15 protein-coding genes and 1 pseudogene are annotated in these 16,069 nt (G+C 71.6%); 6 read left to right on the top strand and 10 right to left on the bottom strand.

Features of this window, described 5'->3' with window-relative positions:
* Window positions 1–596: 596 nt before the first annotated feature.
* Together GEV28_RS42830 and GEV28_RS42825 are read left to right on the top strand one after the other, a co-directional pair.
* Window positions 597–998: a pyridoxamine 5'-phosphate oxidase family protein gene (locus GEV28_RS42830; RefSeq protein WP_367115268.1), complete on the top strand. Its 402-nt coding sequence runs from the start codon at window positions 597–599 to the stop codon at window positions 996–998.
* Window positions 944–1,252 (top strand): hypothetical protein, encoded by a 309-nt coding sequence (locus GEV28_RS42825; protein WP_367115267.1) that lies wholly within the window; start codon window positions 944–946, stop codon window positions 1,250–1,252. Before GEV28_RS42830 ends, GEV28_RS42825 begins: the two co-directional genes overlap by 55 nt.
* A gap of 158 nt (window positions 1,253–1,410) precedes the next feature.
* Here the strand turns inward: GEV28_RS42825 and GEV28_RS36550 are convergent, their stop codons facing one another.
* From GEV28_RS36550 to GEV28_RS36535, 4 genes are all read right to left on the bottom strand, one after another.
* Window positions 1,411–2,100 carry a methyltransferase gene (locus GEV28_RS36550; RefSeq protein ID WP_291417959.1) on the bottom strand — a complete coding sequence of 230 codons (690 nt, stop codon included), beginning with the start codon at window positions 2,098–2,100 and terminating at the stop codon, window positions 1,411–1,413.
* A complete protein-coding gene (locus tag GEV28_RS36545) occupies window positions 2,097–2,471 on the bottom strand; it encodes a hypothetical protein (RefSeq protein ID WP_291417957.1) in 375 nt (124 codons plus the stop codon). The genes GEV28_RS36550 and GEV28_RS36545 overlap by 4 nt, the downstream gene beginning before the upstream one ends.
* A 96-nt stretch (window positions 2,472–2,567) precedes the next feature.
* Window positions 2,568–4,940, bottom strand: coding sequence for an FAD-dependent oxidoreductase (locus tag GEV28_RS36540; RefSeq protein ID WP_291417955.1), 2,373 nt, complete (start codon window positions 4,938–4,940; stop codon window positions 2,568–2,570).
* A 69-nt stretch (window positions 4,941–5,009) separates the two neighbouring features.
* Window positions 5,010–5,687, bottom strand: a complete 678-nt coding sequence (locus GEV28_RS36535) for a glycoside hydrolase family 95-like protein (protein ID WP_291417953.1) — start codon at window positions 5,685–5,687, stop codon at window positions 5,010–5,012.
* 211 nt (window positions 5,688–5,898) lie between these two features.
* Between GEV28_RS36535 and GEV28_RS36530 the strand changes: the two genes are divergently transcribed.
* Window positions 5,899–6,900 carry a beta-propeller fold lactonase family protein gene (locus GEV28_RS36530; protein WP_291417951.1) on the top strand — a complete coding sequence of 334 codons (1,002 nt, stop codon included), beginning with the start codon at window positions 5,899–5,901 and terminating at the stop codon, window positions 6,898–6,900.
* Between the two features lie 373 nt (window positions 6,901–7,273).
* Here GEV28_RS36530 and GEV28_RS36525 read toward each other — a convergent pair whose 3' ends face one another.
* Both GEV28_RS36525 and GEV28_RS36520 read right to left on the bottom strand, forming a co-directional pair.
* Complete coding sequence (locus GEV28_RS36525; protein WP_291417949.1) at window positions 7,274–8,323, bottom strand: glycoside hydrolase family 36 protein; 1,050 nt, start codon at window positions 8,321–8,323, stop codon at window positions 7,274–7,276.
* A 108-nt stretch (window positions 8,324–8,431) separates the two neighbouring features.
* Window positions 8,432–9,202 (bottom strand): fumarylacetoacetate hydrolase family protein, encoded by a 771-nt coding sequence (locus tag GEV28_RS36520; protein WP_291417947.1) that lies wholly within the window; start codon window positions 9,200–9,202, stop codon window positions 8,432–8,434.
* A gap of 101 nt (window positions 9,203–9,303) precedes the next feature.
* On the opposite strand from GEV28_RS36520, the gene GEV28_RS36515 reads away from it, so the two are divergent.
* On the top strand, window positions 9,304–10,008 hold the full coding sequence (locus GEV28_RS36515) for a S1 family peptidase (protein WP_291417945.1): 705 nt from the start codon (window positions 9,304–9,306) through the stop codon (window positions 10,006–10,008).
* On the opposite strand, the gene cimA is transcribed toward GEV28_RS36515, so the two are convergent.
* Both cimA and GEV28_RS36505 read right to left on the bottom strand, forming a co-directional pair.
* A complete protein-coding gene (gene cimA / locus GEV28_RS36510) occupies window positions 9,981–11,618 on the bottom strand; it encodes a citramalate synthase (RefSeq protein ID WP_291417943.1) in 1,638 nt (545 codons plus the stop codon). The genes GEV28_RS36515 and cimA overlap by 28 nt on opposite strands.
* 202 nt (window positions 11,619–11,820) lie before the next feature.
* Window positions 11,821–12,219 carry a DoxX family protein gene (locus GEV28_RS36505; protein WP_367115266.1) on the bottom strand — a complete coding sequence of 133 codons (399 nt, stop codon included), beginning with the start codon at window positions 12,217–12,219 and terminating at the stop codon, window positions 11,821–11,823.
* A gap of 12 nt (window positions 12,220–12,231) precedes the next feature.
* Between GEV28_RS36505 and GEV28_RS36500 the strand changes: the two genes are divergently transcribed.
* Complete coding sequence (locus GEV28_RS36500; protein ID WP_291417941.1) at window positions 12,232–12,390, top strand: LysR family transcriptional regulator; 159 nt, start codon at window positions 12,232–12,234, stop codon at window positions 12,388–12,390.
* Between the two features lie 26 nt (window positions 12,391–12,416).
* Window positions 12,417–12,883 (top strand): annotated as a pseudogene (locus tag GEV28_RS42820) (LysR family substrate-binding domain-containing protein); the annotation flags it as partial.
* 212 nt (window positions 12,884–13,095) lie between these two features.
* On the opposite strand, the gene GEV28_RS36485 reads toward GEV28_RS42820, so the two are convergent.
* Together GEV28_RS36485 and serA are read right to left on the bottom strand one after the other, a co-directional pair.
* Window positions 13,096–14,145: a 3-isopropylmalate dehydrogenase gene (locus GEV28_RS36485; protein ID WP_291417939.1), complete on the bottom strand. Its 1,050-nt coding sequence runs from the start codon at window positions 14,143–14,145 to the stop codon at window positions 13,096–13,098.
* Window positions 14,146–14,251: 106 nt separating this feature from the next.
* A complete protein-coding gene (gene serA / locus GEV28_RS36480; RefSeq protein WP_291417937.1) occupies window positions 14,252–15,850 on the bottom strand; it encodes a phosphoglycerate dehydrogenase in 1,599 nt (532 codons plus the stop codon).
* Window positions 15,851–16,069 lie beyond the last annotated feature (219 nt).

Here is a 16,069-nt window from a genome sequence, read left to right as displayed (position 1 = left end):
CCCTCGGCCTGCCAGGACAGCCGCGCCAACCCGAACGCCGTCGCCAGCGGCGCTGCCTCCGGGGAAGCATCCTCGGGAAGCTCCACAATCGGTTCGCACATATGCTCAGTCTACCGAAGACCGTGCGCGGTTTCCGTTGTGTGGCAACGGTTTCACCCCATCGAGACAGGCACACACCCATCGTGTTCGGAGGTTGAACCTCAAAGCCTGTTGGTGAATCGTGTGGGCGTGTCTCGTGAGGGCATGAGGCGGGGCTTCTGGTAGTCGAGAAGTACGACCAACTCGGTCAACAGAAGCCCCGTGGATGTCTGTCTACCCTTTCTTCGTCCAGCCGGCACCGAGATGAGGTCGGATGGTCAGCGGCCCGAACTCGTCCAACGCGAACACTCGATCCGGGAAGCTGCTGCTTACGTGCTCGATCCGGGCGAGTTCGCTGTCGCGGTCGAGGTGCGGGTAAAGGGCTGGTCGAGTGCCTCCGGTCGGGTGGTGGCCGTCGCGACGATGAACGCTTCGTCCTCAGGGCCGATCAGGCGGGGACGGTGTTGCAGGTCGCCGAGGCCGGCCAAGGTTCATGGACACAGCACTAGATTGGTGGTATGGGGAAGGTCTACGAACAGATCGAGCCGCGGCTGCGGGCGTTCATCGAGGAGCAGAAGGTGTTCTTCGTGGCGTCCGCGCCGCTGGCCGGGGACGGGCACGTCAACCTGTCGCCGAAGGGGCGCGAGGGCACGCTCGTCGTGCTCGACGACATGACGGTCGCGTATCTCGACTTCGGCGGCAGCCACCCGGAGACCGTCGCGCACTTGCGGGAGAACGGCCGGATCACGCTCATGACCGTCCCTCGCAGGCTCGGTGCGGCCGCTCGCGGTCGCCCTGTGACACTGGTTCGCTCGCAAGCTCGCTCACGTGGTGCGCGTTCACCGGGCCGCCCAAGGTGTTGCGGGTGCACGGGCGCGGCGAGCCGATCTTCCGGGACGACCCGCGCTGGCCCGCGCTGATCACCCACTTCGCCGACGTCGACGGGCCCGGCGCGCGGGCGATCGTCCTCGTGCACGCCACGATGGTCAGCGACAGCTGCGGGTTCGCCGTGCCGTTCATGGACTACCGCGAGGAACGCACCCAGCACGCCGAGCACGTCGGCCGCAAGTCCGAGGACGAGTTCGCCGCGTACTGCGCCAAGAAGCCGCACAACGGCACGAGCATCGACGGCCTGCCCGCTCTCCCGCTGCCGCTGCCCGGCAGAACGACTTAGTGTCGCGTGACCCTGAAACCTTTAGGCCGCTGCGGCCAACGCGGCCCCTGGCCGCGTTGGAGAAAAGCCCAAGTACATCCAGTACGAGCGGCTTTCCTTCGCCTTGCCAGGAACCACGTGGATCCACAGCGGACGCAAAGGAACAGGATCACGCGACACTAGCCGGCTGTCAGGCGGAACGCGAAGTAGCTCACCGTCGTGTCGCCGCGGGTCAGGTCCCGGCTTGCGACCGGCTCCCGGGTGAACCCGTTGTCCGCGGCGGTGCGGTACAGGTAGTCCAGGTCGCCCGAGGTGCCGAAGAACATCAGGACCCGGCCGCCGGGCGCCAGGTACTCGGGTGCCTCGGTGAGGAAGCGGGTCAGCGCCGCGTAGTTCTCGTCGGCCATGCTGGCCTCGAGGTGGTCGCGCGGGGTGAACCAGCGGAACGGCGGGTCGAAGATCATCAGGTCGAAGACCCCGTCGACCGCGCCGAACACGTCCGACTCGCGGAAGGTGACCCGGTCGGCGACGTCGTTGCGCGCCGCGTTGGCCACCGCGGCTTCGACGGCGTGCGGGTTGATGTCCACGCCGAGCACGTCGGTGGCCTTCGTCGCGGCGAGGATCGCGTTGACCCCGCAGCCGGTGCCCATGTCGAGCACCCGGTCGCCCTTGCGCACCTCGTCGAGCACGGCGCGGCCGAGCAGCTCCGACATCAGCGCGGGCGGGAACACCTGCGGCGGCACGACGAACGAGTGACCGATGTGCTCGACGACCTGCTCGCCGCCGGCCCGCATGGACTCGTAGGCGGCGTCGTGCCACGCGCGGATCCGCTGTTCCTCCGCCTCGGACACCGTTGGCCGGTACGTCATCGCTTGCCCGCCTCCGCCGTCGCGGCGGGCTGGGTGGACACCAGCCCGAACTCCCGCGCGAACCCTACCGGCGGCTCCATCCGCGGCATCCGCACCCGCCCGGCGAGCGGGGTGTCCTCCACGCCGATCCGGTAGCCGAGCATCGCCGGGTGGTGGTCCGGCTTCTGCTCGGTGACGACGCCGCCGAAGATCTCGCGGGCGGAGTGCCAGGTGAGCTCGATGCGGCCCGGCCCGGTCCGGCGCCACCGGAAACAGGCGATGTCCGCGTAGTCCGGCCGGCTGAGCTGGTACCACCCTTCACCACCGGCCCGAAGGCGAACGACTCGTTCTCGAACGCGCTGTGATGGAGCCCTGACGCCTCCGAAGACCACTCGCCGACCAGCTCATCCGTGCGCACCATTCTCCCCGCCGATCACGCCGGCAAGGTGCCTGCCCCTGCCGGACGAAGCGGGAACGTGCGCGGGGCACTAACGCCTGATGCGGGCCATCTCCGGGTCCACCAGGGGTTCGGTGGCCACGGTGCCGGCCAGGCGCTCGCCGAAGTACTCCACCTCCACCGGGGTGCCCGGGGTGAGGCCCGCCGGCATCCAGGCGTAGGCGATGGGCTTGCCGATGGTGTGGCCGAACGAGGCGCTCGTCACATAGCCGGCCGGGCGACCGTCGAGGAACACCGGCTCCTTGCCCAGCACCACCGACTCCGGGTCGTCCATGGTCAGGCAGGTCAGCCGCCGGGTCGGCGCGCCACGGGCCTCGATGGCGGCGCGGCCGACGAAGTCGCCCTTGTCCATCCGCACCGCGAAGTCCAGGCCCGCCTCGGCCGGGGTGTGCTCGGTGGTCATGTCCACGCCCCACAGCCGGTAGCCCTTCTCCAGCCGCAGGCTGTTGAACGCGGCCCGGCCGCCGGCGACCACGCCGAACGCCTGGCCCGCGGCCCACAGGGTGTCCCACAGCTTCAGGCCGCGGTCCGCGGTCGTGTAGAGCTCCCAGCCCAGCTCGCCCACATAGGACACTCGCAGCGCCGTCACCGGCACGTGCCCGATGTAGGCGTCCGTGGCGCGGAAGTAGCCGAGCGCCTTGTGTCCGAAGTCCTGGCGGGACAGCGGTTGCACGAGCTCGCGCGCGAGCGGGCCCCACACCCCGACGCAGCAGGTGCCGCCGGTGATGTCGCGCACCGCGACGCCGGCCGGCGCGTGCCGCAGCAGCCAGTCCAGGTCGAGGTTTCCGTTGGCGCCCACCTGGAAGCGCTGCTCGCCCAGCCGCGCGACGGTGAGGTCGCTGCGGATGCCGCCGGCATGGTCGAGCAGCAGCGTGTAGGTCACCGAGCCGACCCGCTTGGCGAGGTTGTTCGTGGTCGTCCGCTGCAGGAACTCCAGCGCGCCGGGGCCGGTGACCTCCAGGCGCTTGAGCGGGGTCATGTCGTAGAGCGCCACGCGCTCCCGGGTGACGAGCGCCTCGGTGGCGGCGATCGGCGACCAGTACCGGCCGGCCCACTCCCCGCGCGCGGGCGCGTCACCGGGCGGGTTCGACCCGAACCAGTGCGGCCGCTCCCACCCGGCGGCCTCCAGGAAGAACGCGTCGAGCTCCCGCTGCCTGGTGTAGAAGGGGCTCACCCGCAGCGGCCGCGGGTCCTCCATGGGCTGCAACGGGTGGACGACGTCGTAGACCTCGACGAAGTTCTGCGCGCCGCGCCGGGCAACGAACTCCGGCGAGAGCTGGATGTCCTCGAACCGGTGCAGGTCGCACTCGTGCACGTCGGTGCTCGCCCGACCGTCCACGAGAGACTCGGCGACCGCCTTCGCGACGCCGGCGGAGTGGGTGACCCAGACCGCCTCGGCGACCCAGAACCCTTGCGTGTCACGGGACTCGCCGATCAGCGGGAAGCCGTCGGAGGTGAACGAGAAGATCCCGTTGAACGCATCGTCCACCTTGACCTCGCGCAGCGCCGGCAGCAGCTCGGTCGCGGCCTTCCAGGACGGCGCGAAGTCCTCCTCGGTGAACGGGAGCATCGAGGGCATCACCGCGGCGTCCTCGTGCCGGACGAGCTCGTCGACAGGCATGGGCCGGTGCGCGTAGGAGCCGATGCCGACCCGGTCACCGACCTCGCGGAAGTAGAGGTCGGCGTCCTGGTGGCGCAGGATCGGCCCGCCGCTCAGGCCGGGGACCGGGGTGGTCGTCGCGTACTGGTGGGCCAGCGGCTGCAGCGGGATCGTGAGCCCCACGAGGCGTCCCACGCTCGGTCCCCAGAACCCGGCACAGCAGACCGCGATGTCGCAGTCGACCGTGTCCGTGCCGGTGACGACGCCGGTGACCCGGCCGCCCTCGACCCGGATGTCCACGACCTCCTGGTGCTCCAGGAACCGCGCGCCGCGCTCGATCGCCCGGCGGGCCTGGGTCTCCCCCGCCGCGACCGCGGCACACAGCCCGTCGGTCGCGACGTGGTAGCCGCCGAGGATCTTGTCCGGGTCGAGCAGCGGCTGGCGCGCCGCGCACTCGGCCGGGGTGAGCAGCTCCGCCTCCAGGCCCCAGGACGTGGCCCAGCCGTGCTTGCGGTGCAGGTCCGCCCAGCGTGCGGGCGTCGTGGCGACCTCGAGCCCGCCGACCTGGTCGAACACGCCCAGCTCGGTGTACTTCTCGACCGTGTACCGGGCGAAGTCGGTCATCGACTTGGCCGGGTTGGTCTGGAACACCAGGCCCGGTGCGTGCGAGCTGGACCCGCCGGTGGCGAACAGCGGACCCTGCTCGAGCACGGTCACGTCCGTCCACCCGCGCAGGGTCAGCTCGTCGGCCAGCGCGCACCCGACGATCCCGGCACCGATGACGACGACCCGAGGCTGCGCCATTGTTTCCTCCTCCACAACCCGCGGAGCAATACGCAACAGTCTCGAAGCCACCCCATCGCACGTCAACCCCTACGGCGTGACGGTCACCGACCGGCCGGGGCGCAGGCTGACCGTCCGTGACCACGAGCCCGTCCGCACCTCGGTCGACCGGCCGCCCACACTGCGGATCGTCGCCGAGGTGACCCGGCCGTCGGACCACGCGAGGTCGACCACGAAGCCGCCGCGGGCGCCGATGCCGGTGACCCGCCCGGTGGACCACGCCGCCGGCAGCGCGGGCAGCAGCTCGATCACCCCGGGCCGCGAGTACAGCAGCATCTCCAGCATCGCGGTCGGCGCGCCCAGGTTGGCGTCGATCTGGAAGATCGCGTACGAGCCCTGGCTGTACATGTCGAACAGGTTCGGCGCGGTCCCGTTGGTGGCAACATCCCACTGTCGACCGACGGCCGCAGCACCGTCCGGATCAGCTGGTAGGCCCGGTCCGCGTCGTGCAGCCGCGCCCAGCACGCCGCCCGCCACGCGCACGCCCAGCCGAAGCTCTCCATCCCGCGGGTGATCGGACGGGAACCGCGCCGGGTCGGCGACGAGCCTGCCGCTCGGGTCCCGCGGCGGCGAGGCGTTCCAGCCGACGTCGATCCAGACGTACTTGTAGCCGGCCTTCGCGAGCCCGCTCGACCCGAGATGGTCGGCGACCGACTTGACCTGCGCCTCGGACGCGGTGCCGATCGCGAAGTAGGAGTTCCAGCCCATGTAAGGGGTTCGGGCGAGGCGCTGTCGTAGTAGGTGGGCGCGCCCTGGTCGAGGCCGGCGTGCTCGATCGGCGCGTCCCGGTGTTCGGGCGCCGCCGCGGTGGCCGGTCCGGCCGCCACGAGCAGGGCCAGGGCGGTGGACACCGCGGCGAACACGGCGACCAGGCGGCTACGCAGGGAGGGCATGGACACCTTTCAGTAGTGTGACGGGCATGCTGTACATCGGTTGCTACACGGCCGCCACGGGCGGCAACGGCGTCGGGGTCACCGCGCTGCGCCAGGAGGCCTCGGGGGCGCTGACCCAGGTCGGCGAGCTCGCGATGACCTCGCCGTCCTGGCTGACCCGGCACCCGACCGCGCCAGTCCTGTACGCCACCAACGAGTCCGCGGACGGCGCGATCACCACGGTCGAGCTCGACGGGCTCACCGCGGTGGACACCGTGGAAAGCGGCGGTGCCGACCCGTGCCACCTGGAGATCACCGCGGAGCAGCGCTTCCTGTTGTGCGCCAACTACTCCAGCGGCAGCCTCGCGGTGTTCGGCCTGGCCACCGACGGGCGGATCACCGGCCGGACCGACCTCGTCACGCACGAGGGCAGCGGACCCGACGCCGACCGCCAGGAGGCCGCGCACGTGCACATGGCCGTACCGCTGGACACTCCACAAGGGACGATCGTGTCCGCGGTGGACCTCGGCACCGACGAGATCCGCGGCTACCGGCTGTCCGACACCGGCGAGCTCGCGCAGATCGCGGTCTCGGCGATGCCGCCCGGCACCGGCCCGCGCCAGCTCGTCCGCCGGCCGGGCACCGATCTCGCGTACGTGGCCGGCGAGCTCGCCGGCACGCTCGTGACCGTGCGCGAGGGGCCGGCGGGCACCTTCACCCCGATCGGCGTCGAGCGGGCTACGCTGGCGCCCTACGGAGACGACCCTGCCGCCGGCCCGAACTACGTGGCACACCTGGTGATCGCCGGCGAGCGGCTCTACCTGTCCAACCGCGGGCCGGACTGCGTCACGGAGTTCGACCTGACCGGCGAGTCGCCGAAGGCGGTGGCCGACCACCCGAGTGGCGCGTTCCCCCGGCACTTCTCGCTGGTGGACGGCGTGTGCCACGTGGCGGCCCAGCGCGGTGACGCGATCGTGTCGTTCCCGCCGGCCGGCGGCGCGGCGACCCGGTTCGCCACCGGCTCGCCCACCTGCGTCATCCCTGGCTGACACGACTTACCGCCGGTCCAGGACAACGAGGTCGGCGTCCTGGCCGGCGGGCCATTCGACCGGGAGCCGGTGTGGGCCAGGTGCGCACCCGAGTACGCCGCGCCGGTCGTACAGTCCACATAGGACGCCGCGGGGTCCAGCCCGGGGGCGGGCAGGCGGGTGGGCCGGCCGGGCACGTGCGGGCCGCCGGTGAGCGGCCCGGTGTGCCACAACAGGACCACGGCGGTCGGCTCGGTGACGTAGGCGATCGCGGCGGTCGGCTCGGTCGCGGCGGCGAGGCGGTGCACCGCACCGGTGTGCACGACGTGCCGGATCTCCTTGTACCGGGCCACCAGCTCGCGTGCCTCGGCGCGCTCGGCGGGCGTCCAGCGGGTCAGGTCGGCGCCGATGCCGAGCACCCGGCCATCGCGACGACGAACCGGAACCGCAGCGACCGCGGGCGCGGGTCGAAGAAGCCCGGCTCGTCGGTGACCCACGAGCTCATCAGGTGCGGCGCGTAGGCGAGCAGGAACCCGTCCTGGACGGCCAACCGGTCGAGCGGGCCGGTGTTGTCGCTGGGCCACCCCACGTCGGTGCGCGCGACGGTCGCGAGGTGGGCGCCGCCGCCGGCACACGCCTCGACGGTCACGTCCGGGTGGTGCTCGCGGAGGTGGTCGAGCAGCCGCCAGTAGTTGCGCACGTGCTGCCCGTCGAGGTCCTGCGGCCCGGCGCCCGGCCGCCACCGCTCGGCCGCCGACCTGTTCATGTCCCACCTCAGGTACGTGATCGGGTACTCGGTGAGCAACCCGTCGAGCACGTCCCGCAGGTGCGCGTGGACGTCCTCGCGGCCGAGGTCGAGCAGCAGCTGCTCGCGGACCAGCGTCATCGGCCTGCCTTCGATCCGGTACACCCAGTACGGATGCTCGGCGTAGAGCCTTGATCGCGGGCTGATCGCCTCCGGCTCCACCCACAGGCCGAAGTCGAGGCCGAGGGCACGGACCGAGTCGACGAATGCTGCGAACCCGTCGGGGAACGCCGCCGGGTCGGGGGCCCAGTCGCCGAGCCCGCCAGTCTCGTCGTCGCGGCCGGTGAACCAGCCGTCGTCCACGACGAACAGCTCGGCGCCCACGTCCGCGGCGACCGTAGCGAGCTCCAGCTGGTGGTCCGCCCGCACGTCGAACTCCGTGGCGTACCAGGAGTTGTAGAGCACCCGCGACTGGCGCGCGCCCCGCGTGCGCTGGTAGGTGTGCCAGGTCCTGGCGAGCCCGCCGAGCCCGTCCTGGCTGTACGCGAGCGCGACGTCGGGCGCGACCAGCCGCGCGCCGGGCTCGATGACGAGTGGGCCGGGATGGGCCAGCCGGCCCACGCGCACCCGGGTGCGGCCGGGCGGCTCGACCGTCGCGTCCAGCTCCCAGGAACCCGACCAGGCGAGGGAGACCCCCACGCGGGGCCGTCTGCGGCGTCCTGCACGGCCAGCCACGGCAACGCGTGGTGGCCCGGGATGCCCAGCCCTGGTCGACAAGTCGGTCGCCGACCTGAAGCAGGCGAAGCGTTAGCGGGGCTGGACCGGGTTGGACAGGGTGCCGATGCCCTCGATCGTGACCTCCACGGTCTGGCCGGCGACCATCGGGCCCACACCGGCCGGGGTGCCGGTGAGGATCACGTCGCCCGGGAGCAGGGTCATCACCCGGGACACCCACTCGACCAGCTCGCCCACGTCGTGCAGGAGCAGCGAGGTGCGGGAGTCCTGCTTGGTCTCGCCGTCCAGCGTGGTCGAGATCGCCACGTCGGCCGGGTCGATCGCGGTGTCGATCCACGGGCCGAGCGGGCAGAACGTGTCGTGGCCCTTGCCGCGGGTCCACTGGCCGTCGGCCCTCTGCTGGTCGCGCGCGGTGACGTCGTTGCCGACCGTGTAGCCGAGGATGACGTCCTTGGCCCGCGCGGCGGCCACGTCCCGGCAGGGCCGGCCGATGACCGCGACGAGCTCACCCTCGAAGTCGACCCGGGTGGAGTCCGGCGGCAGCTTGACGGCCGCGCCGGGCCCGATCACCGAGGTCGACGGCTTGAGGAACATCACCGGGTCGGCCGGCGGCTCGCCACCCATCTCCCGCGCGTGGTCGGCGTAGTTCTTGCCGATGCAGACCACTTTGGACGGGAGGATCGGGGCCAGCGGGCGGACGTCGGCCCACGGCCAGCTCTTGCCGGTGAACGTCGGCTGACCGAAGGGATGGTCCGCCACCTCCTTGGCGACGAGGTCGTCCCCCTCGCCCTCCACGGTGACGAACGCGACCCCGGCCGGATGAGCAACACGAGCGATACGCACCCGGTCACCCTATCCGCGGGTCCCCCGGTTGCCGGCTTGGCATGGGCGCTCGCAGCTGCTTGTGTCGAAGGGGCACCGTTCCCCTGCACAACGGAGTGCTCATGAGACGCGTACCCGTCATCCTCACCGTGTTGCTCGCCTGCCTCGTCGGCCTGCCGGCGGCGGCCAGCTCCGCGACCACCGCGACCACCACCGCGACCACTACCGCGACCACCGCCACCGCGGCACCCGCACCGCTCGGCGGCGGAAGCGTGCTCTTCGACCCGACCGGCACCGCGCACTGCACCGCCGCGTTCGCCGCCATCTCCGGCACCACCTGGTACCTGGTCGTCGGCCCAGGCTGTTCGGACGCGACCGGGGTGCTCTACAGCGGCAACCTCATCCCGGTCGGACCGGTCGCCGCCGCACCCGGCGACAGGCATGCCATCGTCCGGGTCGACAACACCGAGGACTGGGTACTGGTGCCGTGGATCGACACCGGTGGGGACCGGCTCGTGATCGGCGGGTCGGAGGAGACGAAGGTCGGCGGGCGGGTGTGCCTCATCAACACCACGACCGGGCTGGAGTGCGGCACGGTCGTGGCCAAGAACCAGACGATCGTCTTCCCCGAAGGAGTGATCACCGGCCTGACCAGGACGGACATCTGTCCCATGCCGGGCAGCATCGCCTACGTCACCGACGACCAGGCCCAAGGTGTCCCGCTGGTGAGCGGCGGCTCCGGCATCTGCACGACCGCCGGTACGAGCTACTTCCAGCCGATCAACCGGATCCTGGCGACCTACGGGCTGACGCTGCTCACCGGCTGAGCCACCCGCATCGCCTTGTGCACCAACGCGTCGCACAGGGCGAGCCAGCTCGCCTCGACGATGTTGCCGTGCACGCCGACCGTGGTCCACTCGCGTTCGCGGTCGGTCGACTCGACCAGTACCCGGGTCACCGCGTCGGTTCCGGGCGCCTCGGTGAGGATGCGCACCTTGTAGTCCGTCAGGGCCACCTCGTCGAGCCACGGCAGGTGCGGTGACAGGGCGCTGCGCAGCGCAGCGTCGAGCGCGTGCACCGGGCCGTTGCCCTCCGCGGTGGCGATCACCCGAGTGCCGGCGACGCGGACCTTCACCGTCGCCTCGGAGACGACCTCGCCGTCCGGGCGGTGGTCGAGGATGACCCGGTAGGACTCGAGCGTGAACGGTGGACCGTCCACAAGCGACGGATCGGCGAGCTGGCGGCGCAGCAGCAGCTCCAGCGACGCGTCCGCGGCCTCGGACGACCAGCCGCGGGCCTCGAGCTCCTTCACCGTGCGCACGGCGGTGGTCAGCTCCTCCGGCCGGCCGGCCAGGTCCACCCCGAGCTCGCGACCCTTGAGCTCGAGACTCGCCCGGCCGGCCATCTCGGTGACCAGCACCCGCATGTCGTTGCCGACCACCTCGGGGTCGATGTGGTTGTACAGCAACGGATCCACCTTGATCGCACTCGCGTGCAGCCCCGCCTTGTGAGCGAAGGCCGACGACCCGACATAGGCCTGGTGGGTGTCGGGTGCGATGTTCGCGATCTCGGCCAGGGCATGCGAGACCCTGGACAGCTCCGGCACGCACCGCGCGGGTAGCGCCTGCATGCCCAGCTTGGTGACGAGGTTGCCGACCACCGCGAAGAGGTCGGCGTTGCCGGCCCGCTCGCCGTAGCCGTTGGCCGTGCACTGCACGTGCGAGGCCCCCGCCTGCACCGCGGCGACGCTGTTGGCGACCGCGCAGCCGGTGTCGTCCTGGCAGTGGATGCCCACCCGGAACCCGGTGCGGGCGATCACCTCGCCGACCGTGTCGGCCAGCCGCAGCGGCAGCTGCCCGCCGTTGGTGTCACACAGCACCGCGACGTCCGCCCCCGACTCCATCGCGGCGGCGAGCACGCGCAACGCGCAGTCCGGGTCGTGGGCGAACCCGTCGAAGAAGTGCTCCGCGTCGAGGAACACCCGCCGCCCCTCCCCGACCAGGAAGGCGACGGTGTCGCTGACCATGGCACACGCCTCGGTGACATCCGTGCGCAGCGCGCGCTCGATGTGCCGCAGGTCGGACTTGGCGACGAGAGTGACCACCGGCGCCTGCGCGTCCAGCAGCGCGCGCACCTGCGGATCCTTGTCCGCGGTGGTTCCGGCCTTGCGCGTCGCCCCGAACGCGACGAGCGCGGCGTGCCGCAGCTCGAGGTCCCCCGCCGCGGCGCGGGCGAAGAACTCGGTGTCCTTGGGCAGCGCCCCCGGCCAGCCACCCTCGATGAAGCCGACCCCGAGCTCGTCGAGCAGCCGCGCGACGACGAGCTTGTCCGCCACCGAGTAGGAGATGCCCTCCCGCTGCGCCCCGTCGCGCAACGTCGTGTCGTAAACGTGGAACGCGTCGCCGAGCGGGGTCTCGGCGGGGTCGGTGCGGCTCACGAACTTGCCTTTCGTCCGGGTCGGGGCACAAAAAAACCTCCCGCGATATGCGAGAGGTCAGCGCGCCGGGTGTGTAGCTCAGCTACCCAGCGCGCTCATCGATAATGATCACTGCGGTGGTCATTGTCGCATCATGGCACACGGCTTCCGGCGATACCAGCCCGCGGGCACCTGATCCCACCCACCGGGACGCCTGAGGCGCTCATGGTGCGGCGAGCCGCAGCGCCAGTGCGCCGGCGGCCATCAGGAGGAACAGGCTCGGGTACGGCAGGTGGGAGTACCAGCGGGCGCGCGCGACGGTGACGACGGCGCCGACGAAGTTCAGGAGGAGGCCGGCCGCGGCCGCGACCCCGATCGCCGGGGCGGCGATGCCCGCCAGGAGACCGAGCGCACCCGCCGCCTTCGCCGCGCCCAACGGGTGGACCCATGCGAGTGGCACGCCGTACTTGGACATGTTTCCGAGAATCCACTCGACACGGAGGAAGTCGGCGGTGGCCGCCGCGATGTTGCTCGCGGCGGTCGCGACCACCACGACGACGTAGGCGGTGAACATGGCCAACCCTGACCCGAGCAGCGGCTTGGCGTCCAATACCAGCTTCAATAACCTGATGGAATGGATGTGGACACACGGCTGGTGCGTAACTTCGTCGCGGTGGCCGACGAAGGGAGCCTCACGCGCGCCGCCCAGCGCCTCTTCGTGCCCCAACCAGCGCTGACCAAGCAGATCAAGCACCTCGAGGCTCGGCTCGGGGTGCGCCTGTTCACGCGGTAAAGAGCGCGGCGAGCCGGGCGGCGCGGGTGCTGCGGATCGGGTTCCTCGCCAGCGCCGCCAACGAGGCGACCCAGGACATCATCGCCATGTTCGGCCGGATCCGGCCGGGGTGGCGGGTGGACATGCGGCAGGCGACGTGGTCGGACCCGTCCGCCGGGCTGGCCGACGGGGAGGTCGACGCCGCACTGCTGCGGCTCCCTTTCCCCGGCCAGGACACCCTGCGCGTGGAGGTTCTGCTCACGGAGCCGCGGTGGGTCCGCTGCCCGACGCCCACCCGCTCGCGGAGCGTGACCGGATCCCCTTCCGGGACTTGTGGGACGAGCCGTTCGTCGCCGCCCCGCCCGAGCCAGGCTGGTGGCGCGACTACTGGCTGGCGGTCGACGAGCGTGCCGGTCGCCCGCCGCGGATCGGCGCGACCACCGACCAACCCGACGACTGGCTCCAGGCCATCGCCAACGGCTACGGGATCGCCCTCGCCCCCGAGTCCGCGGCACGGTTCTACGCACGTCCCGGCGTCACCTATCGGCCCTCACCGGCATCAGCCCCAGCCGCGTCGGTATCGCCTGGCCACCGGCCGCCGACGCCAACCCGGTCGTCCAGGACTTCGTCCGCTGCTGCCGGGAGACGACGGTTCCGGACCGCTGAGATGCCGCGAGCGCCGCGCCCACCCGGACGGGCGGACGCGGCGCTCGGCGGTCGATCGGGTCAGATCTCGGCGCTCGACGTCGGGTTGTTGGACGAGACCAGCGCCGCCAGGCGGTCGCCGATCGCGTACGTGTTGCCCGGCGACGGGTGGTCGCGGGTCGCCAGGTCGAAGGCCACCGAAGCCTCGATCCGGCGGGCCGCCTCGCGCCGGCCGAGGTGGTCGAGCAGCAGCGCCACCGACAGCACCGCCGCGGTCGGGTCGGCCGCGCCCTGGCCGGCGATGTCCGGCGCGCTGCCGTGCACCGGCTCGAACATCGACGGGTTGCGGCGGGTGATGTCGATGTTGCCGCTGGCCGCGAGGCCGATGCCGCCGGTCACGGCCGCCACGAGGTCGGTCAGGATATCGCCGAACAGGTTGTCCGTGACGATCACGTCGAACCGGCCGGGGTCGGTGACCATGTGGATGGTGGCCGCGTCGACGTGCTGGTAGGCCACCGTCACGTCCGGGTGCTGCAGCGACACCTCCTCGACCACGCGCGACCACAGCGAGCCGGCGTGGGTGAGCACGTTGGTCTTGTGCACCAGCGTGAGGTGCTTGCGCGGCCGGGACACCGCCCGCGCGAAGGCGTCCCGGACCACCCGCTCGACACCATATGAGGTGTTGACGCTCACCTCGGTGGCGATCTCGTGCGGGGTGTCCTTGCGCAGCAGGCCGCCGTTGCCCGCGTACAGCCCCTCGGTGCCCTCGCGGATCACGACCATGTCGATCTCGCCAGGGTTGGCCAGCGGGCTCTGCACCCCTGGGTACAGCCGCGCCGGACGCAGGTTCACGTGGTGGTCGAGCTCGAACCGCAGCCGGAGCAGCAGCCCGCGCTCGAGAATGCCGCTCGGCACCGAAGGGTCGCCGACCGCGCCCAGCAGGATCGCGTCGTGCTGGCGCAGCTCACCGAGGACCGACTCGGGCAGCAACTCACCGGTCGAGTGCCATCTGGCGGCACCGAGGTCGTAACGGGTGACCTCGACATCGGGCACAACCTCACCGAGCACCTTGAGGGCCTCGGCAATGACTTCCGGCCCGATCCCGTCACCGGGGATCACCGCGAGCCGCATGCACACCTCCCGGAATAACGGGCCAGTAGTTCCAGCGAAGGTTACCGGGATGACGTCCGAACTCCGCCCACGGCCACCCGACTAGGTGGTGTCGCGGCGTCCGGGGTCAGCCGAAGTCGACCGCCCGGATGAGCGTGGCGCGGACCGCGGTGCCGATCGACTCGAGCACCGACTGGTCCACCGGACGGTCGACACGCAGCAACATCACCGCGTCCGAGCCATCCTTGGTCTGGCTGATCTGCGCCGCCTCGACGTTGATCCCGACGCCGCCGAGCAGGGTGCCGACGGTGCCCATGACCCCCGGCCGGTCCGCGTACTCGAGCAGCAGCAGCACGCCCTCGGCGCGCAGGTCGAAGTGCCGGCCGTTGACCTCGACGATCTTCTCGACCTGGTCGAGCCCGGTGAGCGTGCCGGAGACGCTCAGCGCGGTGCCGTCGGCGTAGACCGCGCGCAGGGTCACGAGGCTGCGGTGGTTGGCGCTCTCCGACTCCTTGCGCAGGGTCGCCTCGACGCCGAGCTCCTCGGCCAACCGCGGCGCGTTGACGAACGTGACCTGGTCCTCGACGACGCCGGAGAACACCCCGCGCATCGCCGCGAGCGGCAGGATCGCGACGTCCTCGTTGGACAGCTCGCCACGCACCTCGACGCCGATCGACGTGGGCGCGTTGCTGGACAGCGCCGACAGCACGGTGCCGAGCTTCTGGGTGAGCGGGAGGTAGGGCCGCACCTCCTCGCCGACCGTGCCGCCGGACGCGACGTTGACCGCGTCCGGCACGAAGTCGCCACGCAGCGCCAGCAGCACCGAGCGGGCGACGTCGGTGCCGGCGCGGTCCTGCGCCTCGCCGGTTGACGCGCCGAGGTGCGGCGTGACGACCACGTTGGGCAGCTCGAACAGCGGGCTCGTGGTGGTGGGCTCCTCGACGAACACGTCGACGCCCGCGCCGCCCACCTGGCCGTCGCGCACCGCGTCGGCCAGCGCCTGCTCGTCGATGAGCCCGCCGCGGGCGGCGTTGACGATGAGCACGCCCTTCTTGGCCTTGGCGAGCTGGTCGGCGCCGATGAGGCCCTTGGTCTCGGGCGTCTTGGGCAGGTGGATCGAGATGACGTCGGCCCTGGCCATGAGCTCGTCGAGGCCGACCAGCTCGATGCCGAGCTGCGCGGCGCGGGCGGCCGACACGTACGGGTCGTAGGCGATCAGGTCGGTGCCGAAGGCCGCCAGGCGCTGGGCGAACAGCTGCCCGATCTTGCCGAGGCCGACCACCCCGACGGTCTTGCCGAAGATCTCGACGCCGGAGAAGGAGCTGCGCTTCCACTCGCCGCCGCGCAGGCTCGCGTCCGCGGCGGGGATGCGCCGGGCGAGCGACAGGAGGAGGGCGACGGCGTGCTCGGCGGCGGAGACGATGTTCGAGGTGGGCGCGTTGACCACCAGCACGCCGCGCGTGGTGGCGGCGGGGACCTCGACGTTGTCCAGGCCGACCCCGGCCCTGGCGACGACCTTGAGCTTGCTGGTGGCGGCGAACACCTCGGCGTCGACCTTGGTGGCCGAGCGGACCAGCAGCGCGTCGGCGTCCGCGACGGCGGACAGCAGCGCGGTGCGGTCGGTGCCGTCGACGTGGCGTACCTCGACCTCGTCGCCGAACACGTCAACGACCGAGGGGGCGAGCTTCTCGGCGATCAGGACAACGGGGCGGGCTGACTGGGTCACGGCCTGAGCTCCATGATTGCTCGGTTGTTGGGGGCGCGGTTACAGCGCTGTAACCAACTTGTCGGCAGTCTATGAGGTGAGCTGAACCGTTCCACCACGTGGTGAGCGAACCAACAGACGCCGTGTCGCCCGGTGGCGTCGCCGTGTCGCCCGGTGGAGTCGCCGTGTCGCCCGGTGGCGTCGCCGTGTCGCCCGGTGGCGTCGCCGTGTCGCCCGGTG

This window comes from Actinophytocola sp., assembly GCF_009379765.1.
Lineage (GTDB): Bacteria > Actinomycetota > Actinomycetes > Mycobacteriales > Pseudonocardiaceae > Actinophytocola.
The sequence above is the reverse complement of the archived record's forward strand: the minus strand, read 5'-3'. Positions and strand labels throughout refer to the sequence as shown.